The 16,970-nt window shown below is 59.9% G+C and carries 12 protein-coding genes; 6 read left to right on the top strand and 6 right to left on the bottom strand.

All coding sequences use genetic code 11. The features are described from left to right. Positions 1-254: 254 nt before the first annotated feature. Positions 255-2,594 (top strand): S9 family peptidase, encoded by a 2,340-nt coding sequence (locus VF639_RS11325; RefSeq protein WP_331146016.1) that lies wholly within the window; start codon positions 255-257, stop codon positions 2,592-2,594. A 252-nt stretch (positions 2,595-2,846) separates the two neighbouring features. On the opposite strand, the gene VF639_RS11330 is transcribed toward VF639_RS11325, so the two are convergent. Beyond that, positions 2,847-3,539 (bottom strand): HAD family hydrolase, encoded by a 693-nt coding sequence (locus VF639_RS11330; RefSeq protein ID WP_331146017.1) that lies wholly within the window; start codon positions 3,537-3,539, stop codon positions 2,847-2,849. A 104-nt stretch (positions 3,540-3,643) separates the two neighbouring features. Here VF639_RS11330 and VF639_RS11335 point away from each other — a divergent pair, with 104 nt between their 5' ends. Then, on the top strand, positions 3,644-4,273 hold the full coding sequence (locus tag VF639_RS11335; RefSeq protein ID WP_331146018.1) for a chloramphenicol acetyltransferase: 630 nt from the start codon (positions 3,644-3,646) through the stop codon (positions 4,271-4,273). Between the two features lie 275 nt (positions 4,274-4,548). Here the strand turns inward: VF639_RS11335 and VF639_RS11340 are convergent, their stop codons facing one another. The 3 genes from VF639_RS11340 to VF639_RS11350 all read right to left on the bottom strand — a co-directional run bounded on the left by VF639_RS11340 (position 4,549) and on the right by VF639_RS11350 (position 7,378). Continuing rightward, the gene (locus tag VF639_RS11340; RefSeq protein WP_331146019.1) at positions 4,549-4,938 is read right to left on the bottom strand and encodes a DUF3037 domain-containing protein; all 390 of its coding nucleotides are present in this window, start codon (positions 4,936-4,938) and stop codon (positions 4,549-4,551) included. Then, a complete protein-coding gene (locus VF639_RS11345; RefSeq protein WP_331146020.1) occupies positions 4,916-5,713 on the bottom strand; it encodes a HipA family kinase in 798 nt (265 codons plus the stop codon). The genes VF639_RS11340 and VF639_RS11345 overlap by 23 nt, the downstream gene beginning before the upstream one ends. A 78-nt stretch (positions 5,714-5,791) precedes the next feature. Next, on the bottom strand, positions 5,792-7,378 hold the full coding sequence (locus tag VF639_RS11350) for an N-acyl-D-amino-acid deacylase family protein (protein ID WP_331146021.1): 1,587 nt from the start codon (positions 7,376-7,378) through the stop codon (positions 5,792-5,794). Between the two features lie 190 nt (positions 7,379-7,568). On the opposite strand from VF639_RS11350, the gene VF639_RS11355 reads away from it, so the two are divergent. Further along, the gene (locus tag VF639_RS11355) at positions 7,569-8,267 is read left to right on the top strand and encodes a porin family protein (protein ID WP_331146022.1); all 699 of its coding nucleotides are present in this window, start codon (positions 7,569-7,571) and stop codon (positions 8,265-8,267) included. 70 nt (positions 8,268-8,337) lie between these two features. On the opposite strand, the gene VF639_RS11360 is transcribed toward VF639_RS11355, so the two are convergent. Beyond that, positions 8,338-9,939 carry a protein adenylyltransferase SelO gene (locus tag VF639_RS11360; RefSeq protein WP_331146023.1) on the bottom strand — a complete coding sequence of 534 codons (1,602 nt, stop codon included), beginning with the start codon at positions 9,937-9,939 and terminating at the stop codon, positions 8,338-8,340. A gap of 287 nt (positions 9,940-10,226) precedes the next feature. Here VF639_RS11360 and VF639_RS11365 point away from each other — a divergent pair, with 287 nt between their 5' ends. After that, entirely contained in the window at positions 10,227-10,961 is a 735-nt protein-coding gene (locus tag VF639_RS11365; RefSeq protein WP_331146024.1) for a GAF domain-containing protein, read from the top strand. Between the two features lie 100 nt (positions 10,962-11,061). On the opposite strand, the gene VF639_RS11370 is transcribed toward VF639_RS11365, so the two are convergent. Further along, a complete protein-coding gene (locus VF639_RS11370) occupies positions 11,062-12,135 on the bottom strand; it encodes an SMP-30/gluconolactonase/LRE family protein (protein WP_331146025.1) in 1,074 nt (357 codons plus the stop codon). A 208-nt stretch (positions 12,136-12,343) separates the two neighbouring features. On the opposite strand from VF639_RS11370, the gene VF639_RS11375 reads away from it, so the two are divergent. After that, positions 12,344-13,366, top strand: a complete 1,023-nt coding sequence (locus tag VF639_RS11375) for an SMP-30/gluconolactonase/LRE family protein (protein WP_331146026.1) — start codon at positions 12,344-12,346, stop codon at positions 13,364-13,366. 271 nt (positions 13,367-13,637) lie between these two features. Further along, positions 13,638-16,652, top strand: a complete 3,015-nt coding sequence (locus VF639_RS11380) for a PAS domain-containing protein (RefSeq protein WP_331146027.1) — start codon at positions 13,638-13,640, stop codon at positions 16,650-16,652. Positions 16,653-16,970 lie beyond the last annotated feature (318 nt).

Below are 16,970 nucleotides of genomic sequence, written 5' to 3' on the forward strand. Positions count from 1 at the left end.
CAAAGGTAAGGCCCCCTGTACCACGAAGCGGCGCTTCGTTACGAGCCAAACGAGTTCTTACGCGACAAGGCTACTCCCAAACCAACCCGTACGCAGCTTCCCGGTGTTCGATAAAGTGCAGGTGCTATTGTGAGTCCGCTAGTAAGGCCTGGCCAACCTAAACGCATGCTTTTCTTTGTCTGACTGTAATAGCTTAACGTGCTACCTTTCACCCTTGAATTATATCAACTTCTAGTTTGCTTCCCGCCACGTTTATGCCCAAGTACGCATTGGCCCTCGCCACGGCCGCGACCTTTTTTGCTACCACCGCGGCTGACGCCCAGCAGCGGCCCGCTCTCACCGACCAGGATTATACCCGCGCCGAGCGGTTTATGGGCTACAACACGCAGGCGCTGGTAGACGGCAACGTCGCCCAACCCCACTGGCTGGCCAACGACCGGTTTTGGTACCGCGTACTGACGGCCCGGGGCAGCGAGTTTGTGCTGGTGGACCCGACCCGAAAAACTCGCATCGCTGCCTTCGACCACGCCAAGCTGGCCGCGGCACTCTCCACGGCCAGCGGCAAAGCCTACGAGGCCAGTCGGTTGCCGTTTCGGGACCTCACGTTTTCGCCCGATGAGAAGGCCGTCTCTTTCGCCGCCGACGGCAAGAGCTGGAAGTACAACCTGGCCAGCGGGCAGCTAAGCCCCGACACCATGCCCGCTGGCCAGTCCAGCCCCAACGCCGAGAACGAAGTCGAGTCGCCCAACGGGCAGCTCGCCGCCTACATCAAGGAGTATAACCTGTGGGTGCGCGACACGAAAACCAATCAAACCACTCAGCTCACCACCGACGGAGCCAAGGACTACGGCTACGCCACCGACAACGCCGGCTGGACCCACAGTGACAAAGCCATCCTGCGCTGGTCGCCCGACTCGCGCAAAATCGCCACCTTCCGGCAAGACCAGCGCACCGTGGGCGACATGTACCTGGTGACCACCAACGTGGGCCATCCCACCCTGAAATCGTGGAAGTACCCGCTGCCCGGCGACAAAACCATTGCTACCATCGAGCGGGTGATTATCGAAGTGAATACCCCGAAAGTGGTGCGCCTGCAACTGCCGCCCGACCCGCACCGCGCCTCGCTGTCGGACGACATTTCCAGCAGCGGCACCTTCGACGACGTGGACTGGAGCTCCGACGCCAGCCAACTGGCTTTCGTATCGACCTCGCGCGACCACAAGCAAGAGAAGCTGCGCGTGGCTGACGCCGCCACCGGCGCGGTGCGCGACGTGTTTGAAGAAACCGTGGCCACGCAGTACGAGTCGGGCCAGGGTGCCATCAACTGGTGTTATTTAGCTAAAAACAAGGAAGTTATCTGGTACTCGGAGCGCGACAACTGGGGCCACTTGTACCTCTACGACGCCGGCAGCGGCAAGGTGAAGAATCAGATTACGAAGGGCAATTTTGTGGTCACGCAGTTGCTGAAAGTAGACGAGGCGAAGCGCCAGCTTTACTTCCTGGCCGATGGGCGCGAGCCGGGCAACCCCTACTTCGCCCACCTCTACCGCATCGGGCTGGATGGCAAGAACCTGACCCTTCTTACGCCCGAGGCCGGCAACCACCAGGTGACGCTGACGCCCTCGGGCCGCTACTTCCTCGACACCTACTCGCAGCCCGACAAGCCAGGCATCACGGTGCTGCGCGGAGTTGACGGCAAGCTTGTGTCGACCTTAGAGAAAACCGATATTTCGCGCCTCACGGCCACCGGCTGGAAGGCGCCTACGCCCATCACAGTAAAAGCCCAGGACGGTCAGACCGACCTTTACGGCCTGATGTTTACGCCCTCCACGCTGGACCCGGCCAAGAAGTACCCGATTATCAACTACATCTACCCCGGTCCGCAGGTTGGCAGCGTGGGCAGCTGGTCGTTTTCGACGGCGCGGGGCGACCACCAGGCGCTGGCCGAGCTGGGCTTCGTGGTGGTGCTGATTGAGGGCAGCTGCAACCCCCTGCGCTCCAAGAGCTACCACGATGCCTGCTACGGCAACATGGCCGAAAATACCTTGTCGGACCAGGTGACTGGCATGCGGCAGCTGGCGCAGAAGTACCCGTACATCGACCTGGAGCGCGCCGGCATCTGGGGGCACTCGGGCGGCGGCTACGCCACAGCAGCGGCCATGTTTCGCTACCCCGACTTCTTCAAAGTGGGCATTTCGGAGTCGGGCAACCACGAAAGCCGCAACTACGAAGACGACTGGGCCGAGCGCTACATCGGCCTGCTCGAAACCAAGCCCGACGGCACCACCAACTACGACAACCAAGCCAATGCCACCTTCGCCAAGAACCTCAAAGGCAAGCTGATGCTGGCCCACGGCCTACTAGACGACAACGTGCCGCCCTACAACACAATGCTGGTGGTAGAGGCCCTCACCAAAGCCAACAAGAGCTACGACCTGGTGGTGTTTCCAAACGCTGCCCACGGCTACGGCGCCTACTCGCCCTACATGACGCGCCGCCGCTGGGACTACTTCGTGCAAAACCTAGCCGGCGCTCAGCCCCCGCACGACTACGAACTAAAGTTTAAGCCTGATCCACGCAATACCGTGCAGTAGGCGGAGCAGCCTAGCCGGTGAAGCTGTTTAGGAAGTCGTTTAACACAATCTGGAACGTCATGCTCTATCTGGCGTCCGCTTGTCGAAGCATCTCTACCGCCTCGCCTGCACCGTTCAACGGCGCGGTAGAGATACTTCGACCAGCTCAGTATGACGTTCTTTTGACTTCCTAAACAGCTTCGGTACTAGAGTTTCAAGGCTGCTACCCAATCAGCTACTGCTGTTTTGGAAAAGCTTTTCCTTGGCTGATTTCTACAAGTACCGCAGCACCTCATCCAGCGTCGCCACTTCCTGAAACGTAACGCCAGCTACTTCTTCGGCGGGTACTTGCTCGTATATCCAGGTGGTGTAGAAGGGTACGTGAATGGCACGGGCACCAAGCCGGGCAACGGGCAGAATGTCGGACTTAAGCGAATTGCCAATCATCACGAAATCTTCGGGGCGCACCTGGTAGCGGCTCAGGATGCGCTGGTAAGAAGACTCGTTTTTCTCGCTTACGATTTCCACATAATCGAAGTAGTCGCCGAGGCCAGAGCGGGCCAGTTTGCTTTCCTGGTCGAACAGGTCGCCTTTGGTGAGCAGCATCAGGGGGATGCCGCGCGCTTTCAACTCAGTTAGCACCGCCTCTACGTGCGGCAGCAGCTCGATGGGGAAGCGAAGGAGTTGCTTGCCGCTGTCGAGAATTTGCTGGATTTCGGTGCCTGTTACGCGGCCATCGGTTAGTTGAATCACAGTTTCAATCATGCAGAGCATGAACGATTTAGCTCCATAGCCAAACAGGTGCACATTCTGCCGGTGCACCTCGTTGAACCGGCTGGAGAGGATGTCGGGGTTGGCGTAGTGGGTCAGCAAACCGGAAAGCTCGGCCTCCGCTTGGTCGAAATGAGGCTGATTCGGCCAAAGGGTATCGTCGGCGTCGAAGGCGATGAGTTGGGGAGTCGGCATGGAAGGTAAATTCAGTTTACGAACGGCAGCACTTGACTAGAACAGTTGCAGGTTGGCGCGGCCAGAGGAAAAGAGAGCCGGCAAAGTTATCGAACTTGCGTTCCATGAAGCAGCTAATTGACCTTACAACGTGGCCCCGCCGCGAGCATTTCACCTTTTTCTCCGCCCTCGATGAACCGTTTTTCGGCTTGGTAGCCGATGTAGATTGCACAGCGGCACCTGCCGAAGCCAAGCGGCTCGGCGTCTCATTTTTCCTGTATTACTTGCACTGCGCCCTACAAGCCGCTAATGAAGTAGAGGAATTTCGCTGCCGCATCGAGCAGGGCCAGGTGTACCGCTACGACCGGATTCACGCCTCCGCTGTTATCGGCCGCCCCGACCATACGTTCGGCTTCTCTTTTATCGAGCAGCAAGACAGCCTGACCGACTTCGTAGCCGGGGCTCAGGCGGAAATCGAGGCGGTGCAGCAAGCTACCGGCCTGTGCCTAAGCGAGCAAACGGCCCGGCCCGACGCCATTCATTTTTCGGCTATTCCGTGGGTGCGGTTCACCGGCCTCACCCACGCCCGCGGCTTCCAGCACCCCGATAGCGCCCCGAAAATTTCAGTAGGCCAAACCTATCAGGACGGCGCCACGCTGCGGATGCCCGTCTCCGTAAACCTGCACCACGGCCTCGGCGACGCCTACCACGTTGGCCTGTTCCTACAAGCCTTCCAACAACGACTTTCGGGTTAGTGCTTCGTGCTTAGGTTGTCAGGCAGAGGCATGCGGCGGAGCGAAGCATTTGGCGTGCTGACGTTGCCGAAGAAGCCTGTCATGCTGCGCCTTCGCTCTGCATGACGGGCTTCTTCGGCAATAGTACAAAGCGACCTAAGCACAAAGCACTAAGAGGCTACCCGAACAGGCAAAAGTTTGTCATTCCGACGCAGGAGGAATCTGAGTTAAAATCGTTCAACGAGCTAACTCAGATTCCTCCTGCGTCGGAATGACAAAACCTATCCGAATAGGCACTAAGCACTAAGCACTAACTGCGTGTGCAAGCGTGCCAGCGTATCGGTGGGGTTTTGGCAGAGGCCGGGGTGCACGGGAGACGTTTGGACGATGGTGCTGCGGGTGGCGGTGAGCCAGCGGAAACGCGAGGCAATGGGCAATTGCCCGATGACGCCGCCCTCCTTGCGGCCCGCGCAGATTCGCTCGAAGGTTCGCAGCCGTTCGTGCAATTCCGGTAAATCCAGGTCGGGGGCAAAGGCGAGCAGGCGCGCTTCGTTTAGCTCGAACCGGGTTTCGAGGAAGCCTTGCCCGGCACAGTACACGATGACGCCCACATTCAGAAACTCCTCGCGCTCCACCCGGGGCATCACCCGGAGCACGGCATACTCAAACAAGTGCTTTTCTGGCATGCTGCGCGGCATCAACAAAGATTTCGGACGCCGCGAGGCGGGTCTCTAAAAACTGAACATACGCTTGCCGGTGCTCGTCCACCGACTCGAATGGCGAATCCCCGGTCAGCCACTCATCGGGAATCAAGGCTACAATACTGCTGATACGCTCCGGCGTCAGAATGGCCTTGTATTCGGCATCGACGGCCGTTAGCTCGGTGGCTTGCGGCAGCAGCACGTGGTCTTTGATTTGCGCAAACGGGCGCCGGGCCTGCTCTTCCACATTCTGCCAGGCGTGGTGAAAGTAGAAGGCCGCGCCGTGGTCGATCAGCCACAGCTCCTTGTGCCACATCAGCATATTGGTGTTGCGCGGTGTCCGGTCGACGTTGGTTACCAGGCAATCCAGCCACACGATTTGCGAAGCCAGTTTGGGCTCCACGGTGGTAACCAAGGCATCGAAGGTAATGGCCCCCGACAGGTAGTGCAGCGCCAGATTGAGTCCTTCGCTGGCCCGCAGCAAGTCCTGGATTTCCTCGTCGGGCTCGGTGCGGCCGAAGGCTTCGTCGAGCGTGATAAACACGATTTCCGGCACCCGCAAGCCTAAAGCCCGCGCCAGTTCTCCGGCCAAAAGTTCGGCAATCAGCGCCTTGGCTCCCTGCCCGGCGCCCCGAAACTTGAGCACGTACAAAAACCCATCCTCGGCCTCTACCAGGCCCGGTAAAGAGCCGCCCTCGCGCAACGGTTTCACATACCGCGTCACCTCCACGGTCCGCAGTTCAGGTGGACTACTATTCATGGCGCGAAATTCAACATTTATTTCTTTGATGCTTTTAACCTTTTTGTAGCGCGGAAGCCACAGGAAATCTGTTCCGCGCTACTGTCGGCCAGGGCCGTAGAGGACCTGGCCGGCCCGGCGCTTCGTGTGCTGGCCTTCCCGGACAGTGAGCTGGCCGTTGACCAGCACGTAGCGCATGCCGACGCTGTACTGGTGCGGCTGCGTGAACGTAGAGCGCTCATCTACCACTTTGGGGTCAAACACCACTAGGTCGGCGGCCAGGCCGGGGCGCAGCAGACCCCGGTCGGTAAGGCCGAAGGTTTGGGCGGGTAGGGAAGTCATGCGGCGCACGGCTTCTTCGAGGCTGACCACGTGCAGCTCCCGCACGTAGTGGCCGAGCACCCGGGCGTTGGAGCCGTAGCCGCGCGGGTGCGGGACGCCCTCCTGCCACACTCGAATACTGGCATCGGAGGCCACCATGTTGAACGGGTAGCGCATGATTTGCTGTACGTCGGGCTCGCTCATGCCGTGGAATACCATGCCCGCGTCGTGCTGCAGCACCAGATCCAGGACGGTAGCGGCTTCGGCGCGGGCTTTGTGGGGCCGGCCCATCCGCTGGTTGATGGCCTCGATGCTAAGGCCGTTGTAGCTGGTATTGGGTGGATAGCTGGCTACTACGGCGTAGCTGAAGTGGCGCAGCTTCTTTTGGCGCAGCCGCTGCACCAAAAAGGCCTCTACTGCTGCCCGCACGGCCGGCCGGGCCAACCGAACCCGCAGCGAATCGCGGCCGTCGGCTTGCACGTCGTCGGGTAGCAGGGTGCTGAGGGAAGTGGAGCTGGCGGTGTAGGGATATTGGTCGATGGTAACTTCCTGGCCGCTTTGGCGGGCAGTTTCTATCATCGTCAGCAGTTCGGCGGCGTGGCCCCAATTAGGCTGGCCACCAAGCTTAAGGTGCGATATTTCCACGGGCAAGCCCGCTTCTCGTCCCACCAGCAAAGCTTCCTGGATGGCCTGCTTCACACTGTCGTTTTCGTTGCGCATGTGGGTGGCGTAGAGGCCACGGTAGCGGGCCGCCACGCGGGCCAGACGCACCATCTCGGGCGTGCGGGTGTAGGTACCCGGTATGTAAATCAGCCCTGACGACATGCCCACGGCTCCGGCTTGCATGGCCTGCTCGACCAGGGCTTCCATCTGCCCGAGTTCGGCTTCGGTAGGGGCGCGTCTGGCCCGCCCCATCACTTCCTTGCGCACCGTGCCGTGCCCCACCAACGAGGCCACATTTACGGAAAGGTGCAGGCTGTCGAGGAAGCTGAAGTAACGGCGCAGGTCGGGGCGGGAGGAGCCGCAGTTGCCGGTAATAACCGTTGTTACGCCGTCGTAAATGAAATTGTCGGCGGTGGGCTGGCGTACTTCGTCGTCTTCGATGTGGGTATGCACGTCGATGAAGCCGGGCGCCACTATCAGGCCACGGGCGTCGAGCACAGTATCGGCGGGGTAATCTTTAGGGAGCCGGCCAACGGCCAGAATCCGACCGGCCCGCACCGCTACATCGGCGTAGAACCAGGCATTGCCCGTACCATCGAGCACGCGGCCATTGCGGATGAGCAGGTCGGCGCGTAACTGCTGCGCCGGGGCGGGCTGCGCCAGTAGCAGCGCGGCTGCCAGCAGGAGGAAGAGGCACCGCATAAGTTGCTGTCCGTTGATTGAAGTAGGAAAAACACTTGGGTGTTGGGTTGGCACCGCCGGATTTACGAGCGGTGCGGGCACCACCCACTGGCGGAAAAAGTACGCAAAACCAGCTACTAATCGCGCAGTGTTGTGCAACCTTAACGCCGCTGGTAGTCTCCTCCGGTAGTTAACTCTTCTTCCCTGCCCTATGATACGAATAGCTACGCTGCTCTTGTGCTGGTTGGTGGCAACCATGAGTTCTGCGCGTGCGCAACGCCCCCAAGTCGGATTTAAAGCAGGCCTTACGACCAGCACTTGCTCGGATGTACCGAATCCGGAAAACCAGTGGGGCCTGGTTGCGGGCATTTTTCTGCGCCAAAAGCTAGGAAAGCACTTGGCGCTGCAACCCGAGCTGCAATACGAGCAGCGGGGCGTGCGAACTACGCAGGAAGGCAGGAGGGGCTTTGAAGGTAGCGATGGCCTTTACTATCGTCATGCGCAAACCCGCCTGCATTACCTGAGTTTGCCGGTACTGGTACGAGGGCAGCTAGGCAAGTTTTTCGCGCTGGCCGGGCCGCAGCTCGGTTTTCTGGCGGCAGCCCGGCAACAAAGCACTACGGAGTATATCTTTTTCAATGATCGGTATCCCCGGCCTTTCCCTCCTTCCGAGTCAACGAAGAGCACTGCGCCCTACCGCCGTTGGGAGCTAGGCTACGCCGTGGGAGCAGGCTACGCCCTAAGCAACCGCTTGGCTGTGGAAGTGCGCTACACTGCTGGCCTCACTGATATTTATAAGCCCCTTTACTCGCCTTACCCTATGTTTGATTGGCGTGGGCCAGACCCATTGGTCTTAGCCCGCAACCGCAATTGGCAAGCTCAAATTAGCTATCAGCTTAGTTCGATGTAATACCTCTATGCAGACCCACGTTGGCGAGTTTCACTACAAATAATACAAGCCGAAGTTCATCCTGCTGTACCTACGAGCTGCACGAAAGCGTGGCGCAGCCGGGCTTGGTGCTGGCCCACGCGGGGCGCTTGGCGGACAGGTCGTCGTGTTCGGGTTGCTCGTCGTAGGGGGTTTTGAGCACTTCCATCAACCGGTTCAACACCGATAGGTCGCCTACTTCGGCGGCTTCTATGGCTTGTTGCGCCAGGTAGTTGCGCAGCACGTACTTGGGGTTCACACGCAGCATACCTTCCCGGGTGGCTTCGGCGCCGGCCGTTTCCTGTCGCAGCCGGCCGGCGTAGCGCTGGAGCCAGTCGAGCAAGGGCTGCTGCTCGCCGGCGGTTTCGGGGTAGCCCGCCGCAGCCAGCAACTCCTCGAACAAGGTTTGCTCGTTGCCGGAACCCAAAAGCAGGTCGAAAGCCACGTGAGACAGGCGGCGGAAAAACAACGTCATATCTACCTGCGACTCTGCCAGGGCTTCGTGCAAGCTTTCGATAAGGGCGCGGTCTTCTTCCTCGACTTGCGCGGTAAGGCCGAGCTTGCGCAGCATCATCTGGTGTTGCGTAGCAGCTATGGTGGTCCGGTAGAGGTCCAGGCCCTGGTTGAGACCTTCCACGTTCACCACGATGGGGGCTAGCGCCCGCGCCAGCTGGTAGAGGTTCCAGAGGCCCACGTGCGGCTGCTGCCCGAAGGCGTAGCGCCGCGAGCCGAAGTCGGTGGTGTTGGGCGTCCAGTCGGGGTCGTAGGGCTCCAGCCAGCCGTAGGGTCCGTAGTCGATGGTGAGGCCGAGGATGGACATGTTGTCGGTGTTCATCACGCCGTGCACAAAGCCCACCGCCATCCAGTGCGCTATCATCACGGCGGTGCGGCGGCTTACTTCCTCGAACCAGCGCAAATACACGTCCGGCCCCGGCTCGCCTAGCTCGGGGTAGTGGTGGCGGATTACGTAGTCGGCCAGGGCGCGCAGATTGTCTATTTCGCCGGTGGCCGTCATGAGCTGGAAGTTGCCGAAGCGGATAAACGTGGGGGCCACCCGCGCCACGATGGCGCCGGGCTCGGGCCGGGCGTTGCCGTTGTAGAACATGTCGCGCACTACCTCGTCGCCGGTGCCCACCAAACTCAGGGCCCGGGTGGTGGGCACGCCCAGGTAGTGCATGGCTTCTGAGCACAGAAACTCCCGCAACGAAGAGCGCAGTACGGCGCGGCCATCGGCGCGGCGCGAATACGGCGTGGGGCCGGCTCCTTTCAGTTGAATTTCCCACTTGGTATGGTCCACGGCCGTTACTTCGCCTAGCGAAATAGCCCGCCCGTCGCCGAGCTGGCCGGCCCAACTGCCAAACTGGTGCCCGCCGTAGCGGGCGGCAAACGGCTTCATCGAATCCGTTACGCGGTTGCCGGCCAGCGCCTCCACGGCCGCGCCGCGCTCCGGCGGCCGGTGCAAACCCAAGTACGCCGCCAGGTCGTCGGACCAGGCCAGCAGCTGCGGATCGGGCACGGGCGTGGGCTCGACGCGGGAATAATGGTAGCCCGGCACTTGGCGTGGGCGCTTATCGGGCGCTACCTCACCGTGCAGCTCCTCCACAAAAGAATTGTGAAATGTGACTTGATCTATAGGTTGAACGTGGGTGGCCATAACCGGATGAAAGTACAGTACTTGGTGGGAAACCGCCAGCGAATGGGGCGCGACAAATGCACTAACGCGGTCCGGACGCGCATGTTTCCCGCACTTCGCCCAAGCTAAACCGTAAAACAAGCAGCCCCGGCCACTTTTATGTGGCAGCGGCCGGGGCTTTCGGCACCAGTTCCGGCGGCGTCTGACCTCGTATCAAGCTTAGAGTAAGCTGGTTCAGGCAAGCTTGTTTTTGGCGTTTATCCGCTACCTTACTCCCTTTCCCATTTCCCTCACTCGCTTTCCCGTTTATGGACGCCCCCGCCCCCGCTTTGCTTCCTGCCAACGAGGAGTCCCGCCTGCGGGCGTTGCAACCCTACAAAGTGCTGACAGCCCTTCCCGATATAGTATTCGATGAAGTGGCGCGGCTGGCGGCCAAGCTTTTCGACGTGCCCATTGCTCTTATCTCCTTGGTTGACGCGGACGCCGTGTGGTTCAAGGCCAATTTTGGTATGGCCGAGCCCCAACAAGTAGCCCGGCAGCAAAGCATGTGCTCGGTGGCGATTCTGCGGGACGAAACTACTGTTTTCGAAGATCTGGACCGGGAACCTTGTCGGCTGGTTGATCCGCAAGTAGGTGAAACCCTGCAAATGCGCTTTTATGCCGGCCATCCGCTGCAATCGGAGGGCTACAACATTGGCACAATGTGCTTGATTGGGCGGCAGGCCCGGCATTTCAGCTCCGACGAGCGAGGCCGCCTGCAAGCCCTGGCCGAGGTTGTGTCGCGCCTCTTGCAGCTACGCGTTGCGCTACTTGACCGCTCCGGGGTTGAGCCCGACCTGTGGCTGTCGCTTTACGAGGAGCTCGATCAATACCTGAGCCGCATTGATACCCTAAAGGAGCTGGCCTTGTGGGAAGACGATGCCACGTCGCTGGCGGCGCTGGCTTATCAGCAATCCATCGCCGACGAAGCTGATATCGTTATCAGCACCCTGCAACAGCACATCCAGCGCATCGAGAACGATATAAAGAAAGAGGGAAACTAGTTGCTGGCTGCCCTTCCGAAACGTTTTGTCCTCGTCCCGGAAGTGACTTGCCCGCCCGAGGCAGAAACGCCAGGAGACGGATACAGCCTGATTTCTTACTCTACGGCAGCTTCATCTTGTACAACCGGAAGGGGTATTGCACCCGGTCCTGGCCGTTGTTCCATTTGGGGGTGCGCTCTATCTGGGCGGCGGTGAGGTAGAGGTAGTTGTCGGGGCCGAGACCGAACGAGTCGGGCCAGAGCAGGCGCGGGTCGCGGGCTACGGTTTCGAGGCGGCCGGCGGGCGTGACGCGTCGCACGGCGTGGTTGGGCGAGTCGGTGAGGTAGACGTTGCCGGCGGCATCGGCCAGCATACCGTGCGAAATGCCGGTTTCGCCCACTTCCTCTACCCGGGCGGCTACGTTGGTGGGCTTGAGGGCCGGGTTGCGTAGGGCGTCCGTTTCAATGCGGTAGAGCTTGGTTTGGTTGATGGCGCGGTAGTAGAGGTACTTGTAGTCGTGGGTGAGGGCAATGCCGTTGACGTTGCTGCTGAAGGGTTTGCCGGCTTTGTCGCGTACTTCCTTGCCATCAATGCGCAGCACGAAGCCCGGCGCAGCCGTTGTCGACTTGTGGCCCTGAAGTAGCAGGCGGCTCTTGCCGGTGCGCAAATTCAGCACTACCAACGCGGCCAGCTTGGGGTCGGAGAGGTAGGCCACCTGGTTGCGCGTGTCCACTTGCACGTCGTTGAGGCCCGACCGTTCGCGGGGCAAGTCCTCGAACCGGTAGATGCGCTCTACTTTGTTGGTGATCAGGTTGATTTTCAGCAGTTTGATGCCAGCCAGCAGCGGCGGTTCGTCGGCGGGGTTGGCCGGGTCGAGCACCCACAGCGCATCAGTTTGATCCACAAACAGGGCCTGCACGTTCACGAAACGGCTGGCGGCCCGGGTCGAGTCCCACTGGTTCCATTCCGCATTGGGATACGGCTGCCGCTGGCCTTTCACGATTTCAGCCAGCCCATAGTCGTAGTCGGTTTTTCGCTTCGGAAACGTGACGAAAATGCGTCCCTGCTGCGAAACGGCCAGCCCAATGGGCTGGTGCCGGCCAAACTCGGCCACCTCTACCAGCGGCGTTTCCGTGTTTTGCGCAAAAGTCTTTTGGCCGGTTAAAGCGAGGAGCAAGAAAAAAAGGCATTTCACAGAGGAAGGCTTAAAGCGCTGGAATTAGGCTGTAGCGCGAAGCGTGCGCTTCGCGTATCGTTGCTGACTTGCCTACCGCAACAACGGTGTCGTTCAACGACACGCGAAGCGCAGGCTTCGCGCTACTTCCTACGGCTGCCCTCCATCAGAGTTAACGCAACCTTCTCTCCCGCCGCCGGGTAGACCAAGCAGCCTACACCCGCTGCTCATGCGCTTACCACTCCTATTGCTGCTCTCGTCGCTGCCTCTCCTGGCTGCCACGGCGCAGGTGCCTGCCGCCCGGTTCACCACCGTTGGCCGCATTATCCGCCAGGCCCCCGCCCTCGACCAACTACTAGCCCCTGATGCCCGCATCGAGATTGTAGCCGCCGGAATCGGCCACGCCGAGGGCCCGGTGTGGGTGCCTGATAGCAGCATGCTCCTTTTCACTGATGCGCCCACCCGCACCGTGTACCGTTGGTCGGCCAAGAGCGGCTTAACTAAGTTTCTGGAACACACAGGCTACACGGGCCGCATGCCCTACGGCGAAGAGCCCGGCTCCAACGGCCTCGCCCTCGACCACCGCGGCAACCTGCTTATCTGTGATCACGGCGACCGGCGCCTGGCCTCGCTCCCACTCGCTGCCAGCAAAAGTGGCAAGCGCACCCTCACCGATAACTTCGAAGGCAAACGCTACAACAGTCCCAACGATGTAGTGGTGCACCCCACCAACCAGAGTATCTACTTCACCGACCCGCCCTACGGCCTGCCCCAGCAAAGGCAGGACGTAGTTAACCGCGAGTTGCCCGTGTGCGGCGTGTACCGCCTGGCCCCCAACGGCAAGGTCACCCAGGAAATCAAGGACCTGCCGCTGCCTAATGGTCTGGCGTTCAGCCCCGACGGCCGTACGCTCTACGTCTCCCAATCCGATTCCCTCCGCCCCATCATCATGGCCTATGCGGTGCGCCCCAACGGGCAGCTAGGCAAAGGGCGCGTGTTTTTCGACATGAGCAAGCTCAACCGAACCCGCCCGAAAGAAACCCCCGACGGCCTGAAAACCGACCGCAACGGCAACGTGTGGGCCTCCGGCTTCGGCGGCATGGTGGTGCTGTCGGCGCAGGGCCAGCACTTAGGCACCATCGACACGGGCGAGGTGGTAGCCAATTGCGCCTGGGGCGACGATGGCCGCACGCTCTACATTGCCTCCGGCAGCTTTCTGTGCCGGGTAAAAACGTTGGCGCAGGGCTACTAATGACGGTTTCACGTAAGCGATGCAGACAGTTGACGCGCAGTAGCGCAGAAATCATGGATTTCCTGTGGTTTCTTATGGTTTCCTATGGTTTCCGCACTACTGCGGCCCCGGCAACAAACCTAAATTTGCTGTACTGCAAGGCTTGGTTGGCGTTTGCGCTAGCCTAAGCAATAACCTTTCTGCCTGCGGAGAAGTAATTGCTTGTATCCGATGAGCTTGTATTTCTCATCTAAGCTCTATTGGCTTTGTGTTTAAAGCCGCTTACCTGGTTATGTCTATTGTGTCTTCATCGCCGGATTATCAGCATATATTTCGCTCCTTGCCCGGCAACTATTTGCTGTTGAACCCTGATGGCACGGTAGTGGAATGTTCGGCTGGCTTTGCTGCCGTAGCGGGTCGCCCGCCTGAGGCGTTGGTGGGCGGTAGTTTGGCGGATGCCTGGCCCAACGGGGCCCATGCGGCCGAGCGCCTACCCGAGCTGCTGGAGTTGGCGCGCAGCACCGGCCAGCCCCAGACCCTCTCCTTCCCGGCTGCCCAAACTACCAGCAGGCCCTTTCCGCAGCAGCGCATCACCTATGGTCCCTTGTTCGATGCCCAGGGTCAGCTACTGTACCTGCTGCTCTCCCTGGAGCCCGTGGCCGCCAGCCCCGCCGTGGCACCCTCCGACAATGCCGCGTCGGTGCTGGCCCTGCAGCAGCAGCTCGACACCACCAACCTGACGCTACAACAAGCCCTGGCTGATGCCGATGCACAACGCAAGCGCCTCTATTCCTTGTTTATGCAAGCGCCGGCTGCTATTGCCAGCCTAACGGGCCCTAACCATGTTTTCGAGCTGGTTAATCCGGGGTATCAGCAGTTGGTCGGCAAACGGCCTTTGCTCGGCAAAGCCTTCCAGGAAGGAATACCGGAGCTGCAAGGCCAAAATTTTTTCGAGCTGCTCGACGCGGTATACCGCACCGGCGAAACCTATTACGGGCGGGAAGTAGTGGCCTTTATGGACCGGGAAAACACCGGCCGGCTTTCTCCTTATCACTTCAACTTCATTTATCAGGCCACCCGCAACGCAACGGGCCAGATAGAGGGCGTGTTGATTTTTGCCTACGACGTAACCGAGCAGGTGCTGGTCCGGCAGCAGTTAGAGCAGAGCGAGCTGGAGCTGCAAACTGCCAACGAGGAGCTAGCTACCACCAACGAAGAGCTGCACGCTTCCAACGAAGAGTTTTTATCCAGCAACGCCGAGCTTTTCAGCACGCAGCAGCAACTACGGGTGCTTAATCAGGAGCTAGAGTCCAGGGTAAAGCAGCGAACCCAGGAGCTAGAGCTGGCGCGGCAGGAAGCCGAGCGGCAGCGGGCCCGCCTCGAGCGCTTTTTTATGCAGGCACCCGCCGCCATCTGCGTTTTAGAAGGCCCCGACTTTGTGTTCGATTTGGTTAATCCGATTTATCAGCAGCTGTTTCCGAACCGCCGGCTGCTTGGCCGCCAACTAAAGGTGGCCCTACCCGAGCTGGCTAACCATACGGCATTACGGACGTTGCGCCAAGTGTACGAAACCGGCGTTACGCACGAAGAGAAAGCCCTGCCGTTTTCGGTGTTCTCTCCGGAAGGTGACCCGCCAAAGACGGTCTACTTCAACTACATCCAGCAGGCCCGTTACAATGCCGAAGGGCAGATTGATGGTATCCTGGTGTTTGCCTACGAAGTAACCGAGCAGGTACAGGCTCGGCAGCAAGAAGCGCAAAGCGCCCGCGCCCTGGAAACCCTCACCAACGCTATTCCGCACTTGGTTTGGGCCAGCTCCCCCACCGGCGAAACCGAGTACTACAACCAGCAGTGGTACGATTACACGGGCGCCACGTTTGAAGAAGTACAAGGCAACGGCTGGCAGCAACTCATTCACCCCGACGACCTGCCGGCCGTGCAAGAACAGTGGGCCGCGGCGCTGCTAAGCGGCAAGCCCTACCAAATTGAAACCCGACTGCGTAGTGCCGCAGGTACTTACCGGTGGTTTTTGGTGCGGGCCTCACCTTCGCGCAACGACCAAGGCGTAATAACCAAGTGGTACGGGGCCGACACCGACATTCACGACCAAAAACGCCTGGAGCAGGCCCTCTTGGAAAGTGAGCAGTACTTCCGCATCATGACCGACCGGGTGCCGGTCGTTGTCTGGGTAACTGCCCCCGATGGGCGTTGCACCTACCTCAACGAGCAGTGGTATAAATACAGTGGCCAAACCGAGGCGCAGGCCCTGGACTTTGGCTGGCTGGATATTGTCCACCCCGACGAAGCCGCCCTGGTCCGCACCGTGTTTTGGGATGCCAATACCCGTCAGGTGCCGTTCAACTTCGTGTATCGCCTCAAAGGCAAGGATGGTACCTACCGCTGGTTTGCCGACATGGGCCAGCCAAAATTCAACTCCGATGGCGAGTATGAGGGCTTTGTGGGCGCAGTAGTGGATATTCATGAGCGCAAAATGGCCGAGCATGCCCTGCGGCTGGCCAGTCAGAAACTAGCTACCACCAACAAAGACCTACGGTTAGCCAACCGGCAGAGCGAGTTGGCCAACGAGGAGCTGGCCCTCACCAACGAGCGGCTCACCCGCATCAACCAAGACCTCGACAACTTCGTTTACACCGCCTCACACGACCTGCGGCAGCCGGTCAACAACCTGGCCGGGGTGTTCGAGGAGCTAAAGCGCAGTGCTACGTTCCACGACCCCGAGGCCGAGCAATTGGTGCAGATGTTTGAGGGAGCCCTGAGCCAGGTTCACAGCACCATTCAAGGCCTGGCAGAGGTAGTGCACGTGGAACGGCGCAACGACCAGGTGCCTCTCGAACCGGTGGCATTGCTTCAGCTCACCCACGGCGTGCTTCAAAGTATGCAAAGCCAGGTAGCCGCGGCACAAGCGGAATTCGAGTTAAATTTCGACGCCGTGCCTACGGTTCGGTTCGCCCGGCTGAACTTGCAAAGCGTTCTGTACAACCTGCTCAGCAACGCTCTCAAATACGCCCATCCCGACCGCAAGCCCTTTGTCCGCGTCAGCAGTGAGCTGGCCGAAGACGATACCCCCGTGCTGGTAGTGCAAGACAATGGCCTCGGGCTGGACATGGCAAGCTACGGCGACGACCTGTTCAAGATGTTCCGCCGCTTCCACGACCACGTAGCCGGCTCCGGCATGGGTCTGTACCTCGTCAACCGCATCGTGCAGCAAGCCGGCGGCCACATCGAGGTTGATAGCACCGTTGGCGTGGGCACCACTTTTCGGATCTACTTGAAAGTAACAGAGTAGCCGAGCAATTAGGTAAGTTGTTCGACTACCTTCCCAGAACGACCTATTCAGTGCTGTTATGCACTGCTTACTCCCTCTCCGGCGCCTCACCCCCACCCCGGCCTCGGTTGTCTTTTGGGTAGCTGTTTCAAGCGCTGTGCGTGTCGCCAGTTAGGGCACCTATTGTTAGCGGCCGCCGCAAACGCCAACTCCCACTTTCCGGGGGTTCTCGTCACAAGCATTGAGGTAGTAAGGGGCAGCGTTTTCACCCGTGCTTGCTTAGCTGCTATTACGGTAAAATGGCCTGGCTTAATTTCCGACTTACGCGTTTTTATAATA

The organism is Hymenobacter sp., from assembly GCF_036387835.1.
Taxonomy (GTDB): domain Bacteria; phylum Bacteroidota; class Bacteroidia; order Cytophagales; family Hymenobacteraceae; genus Hymenobacter.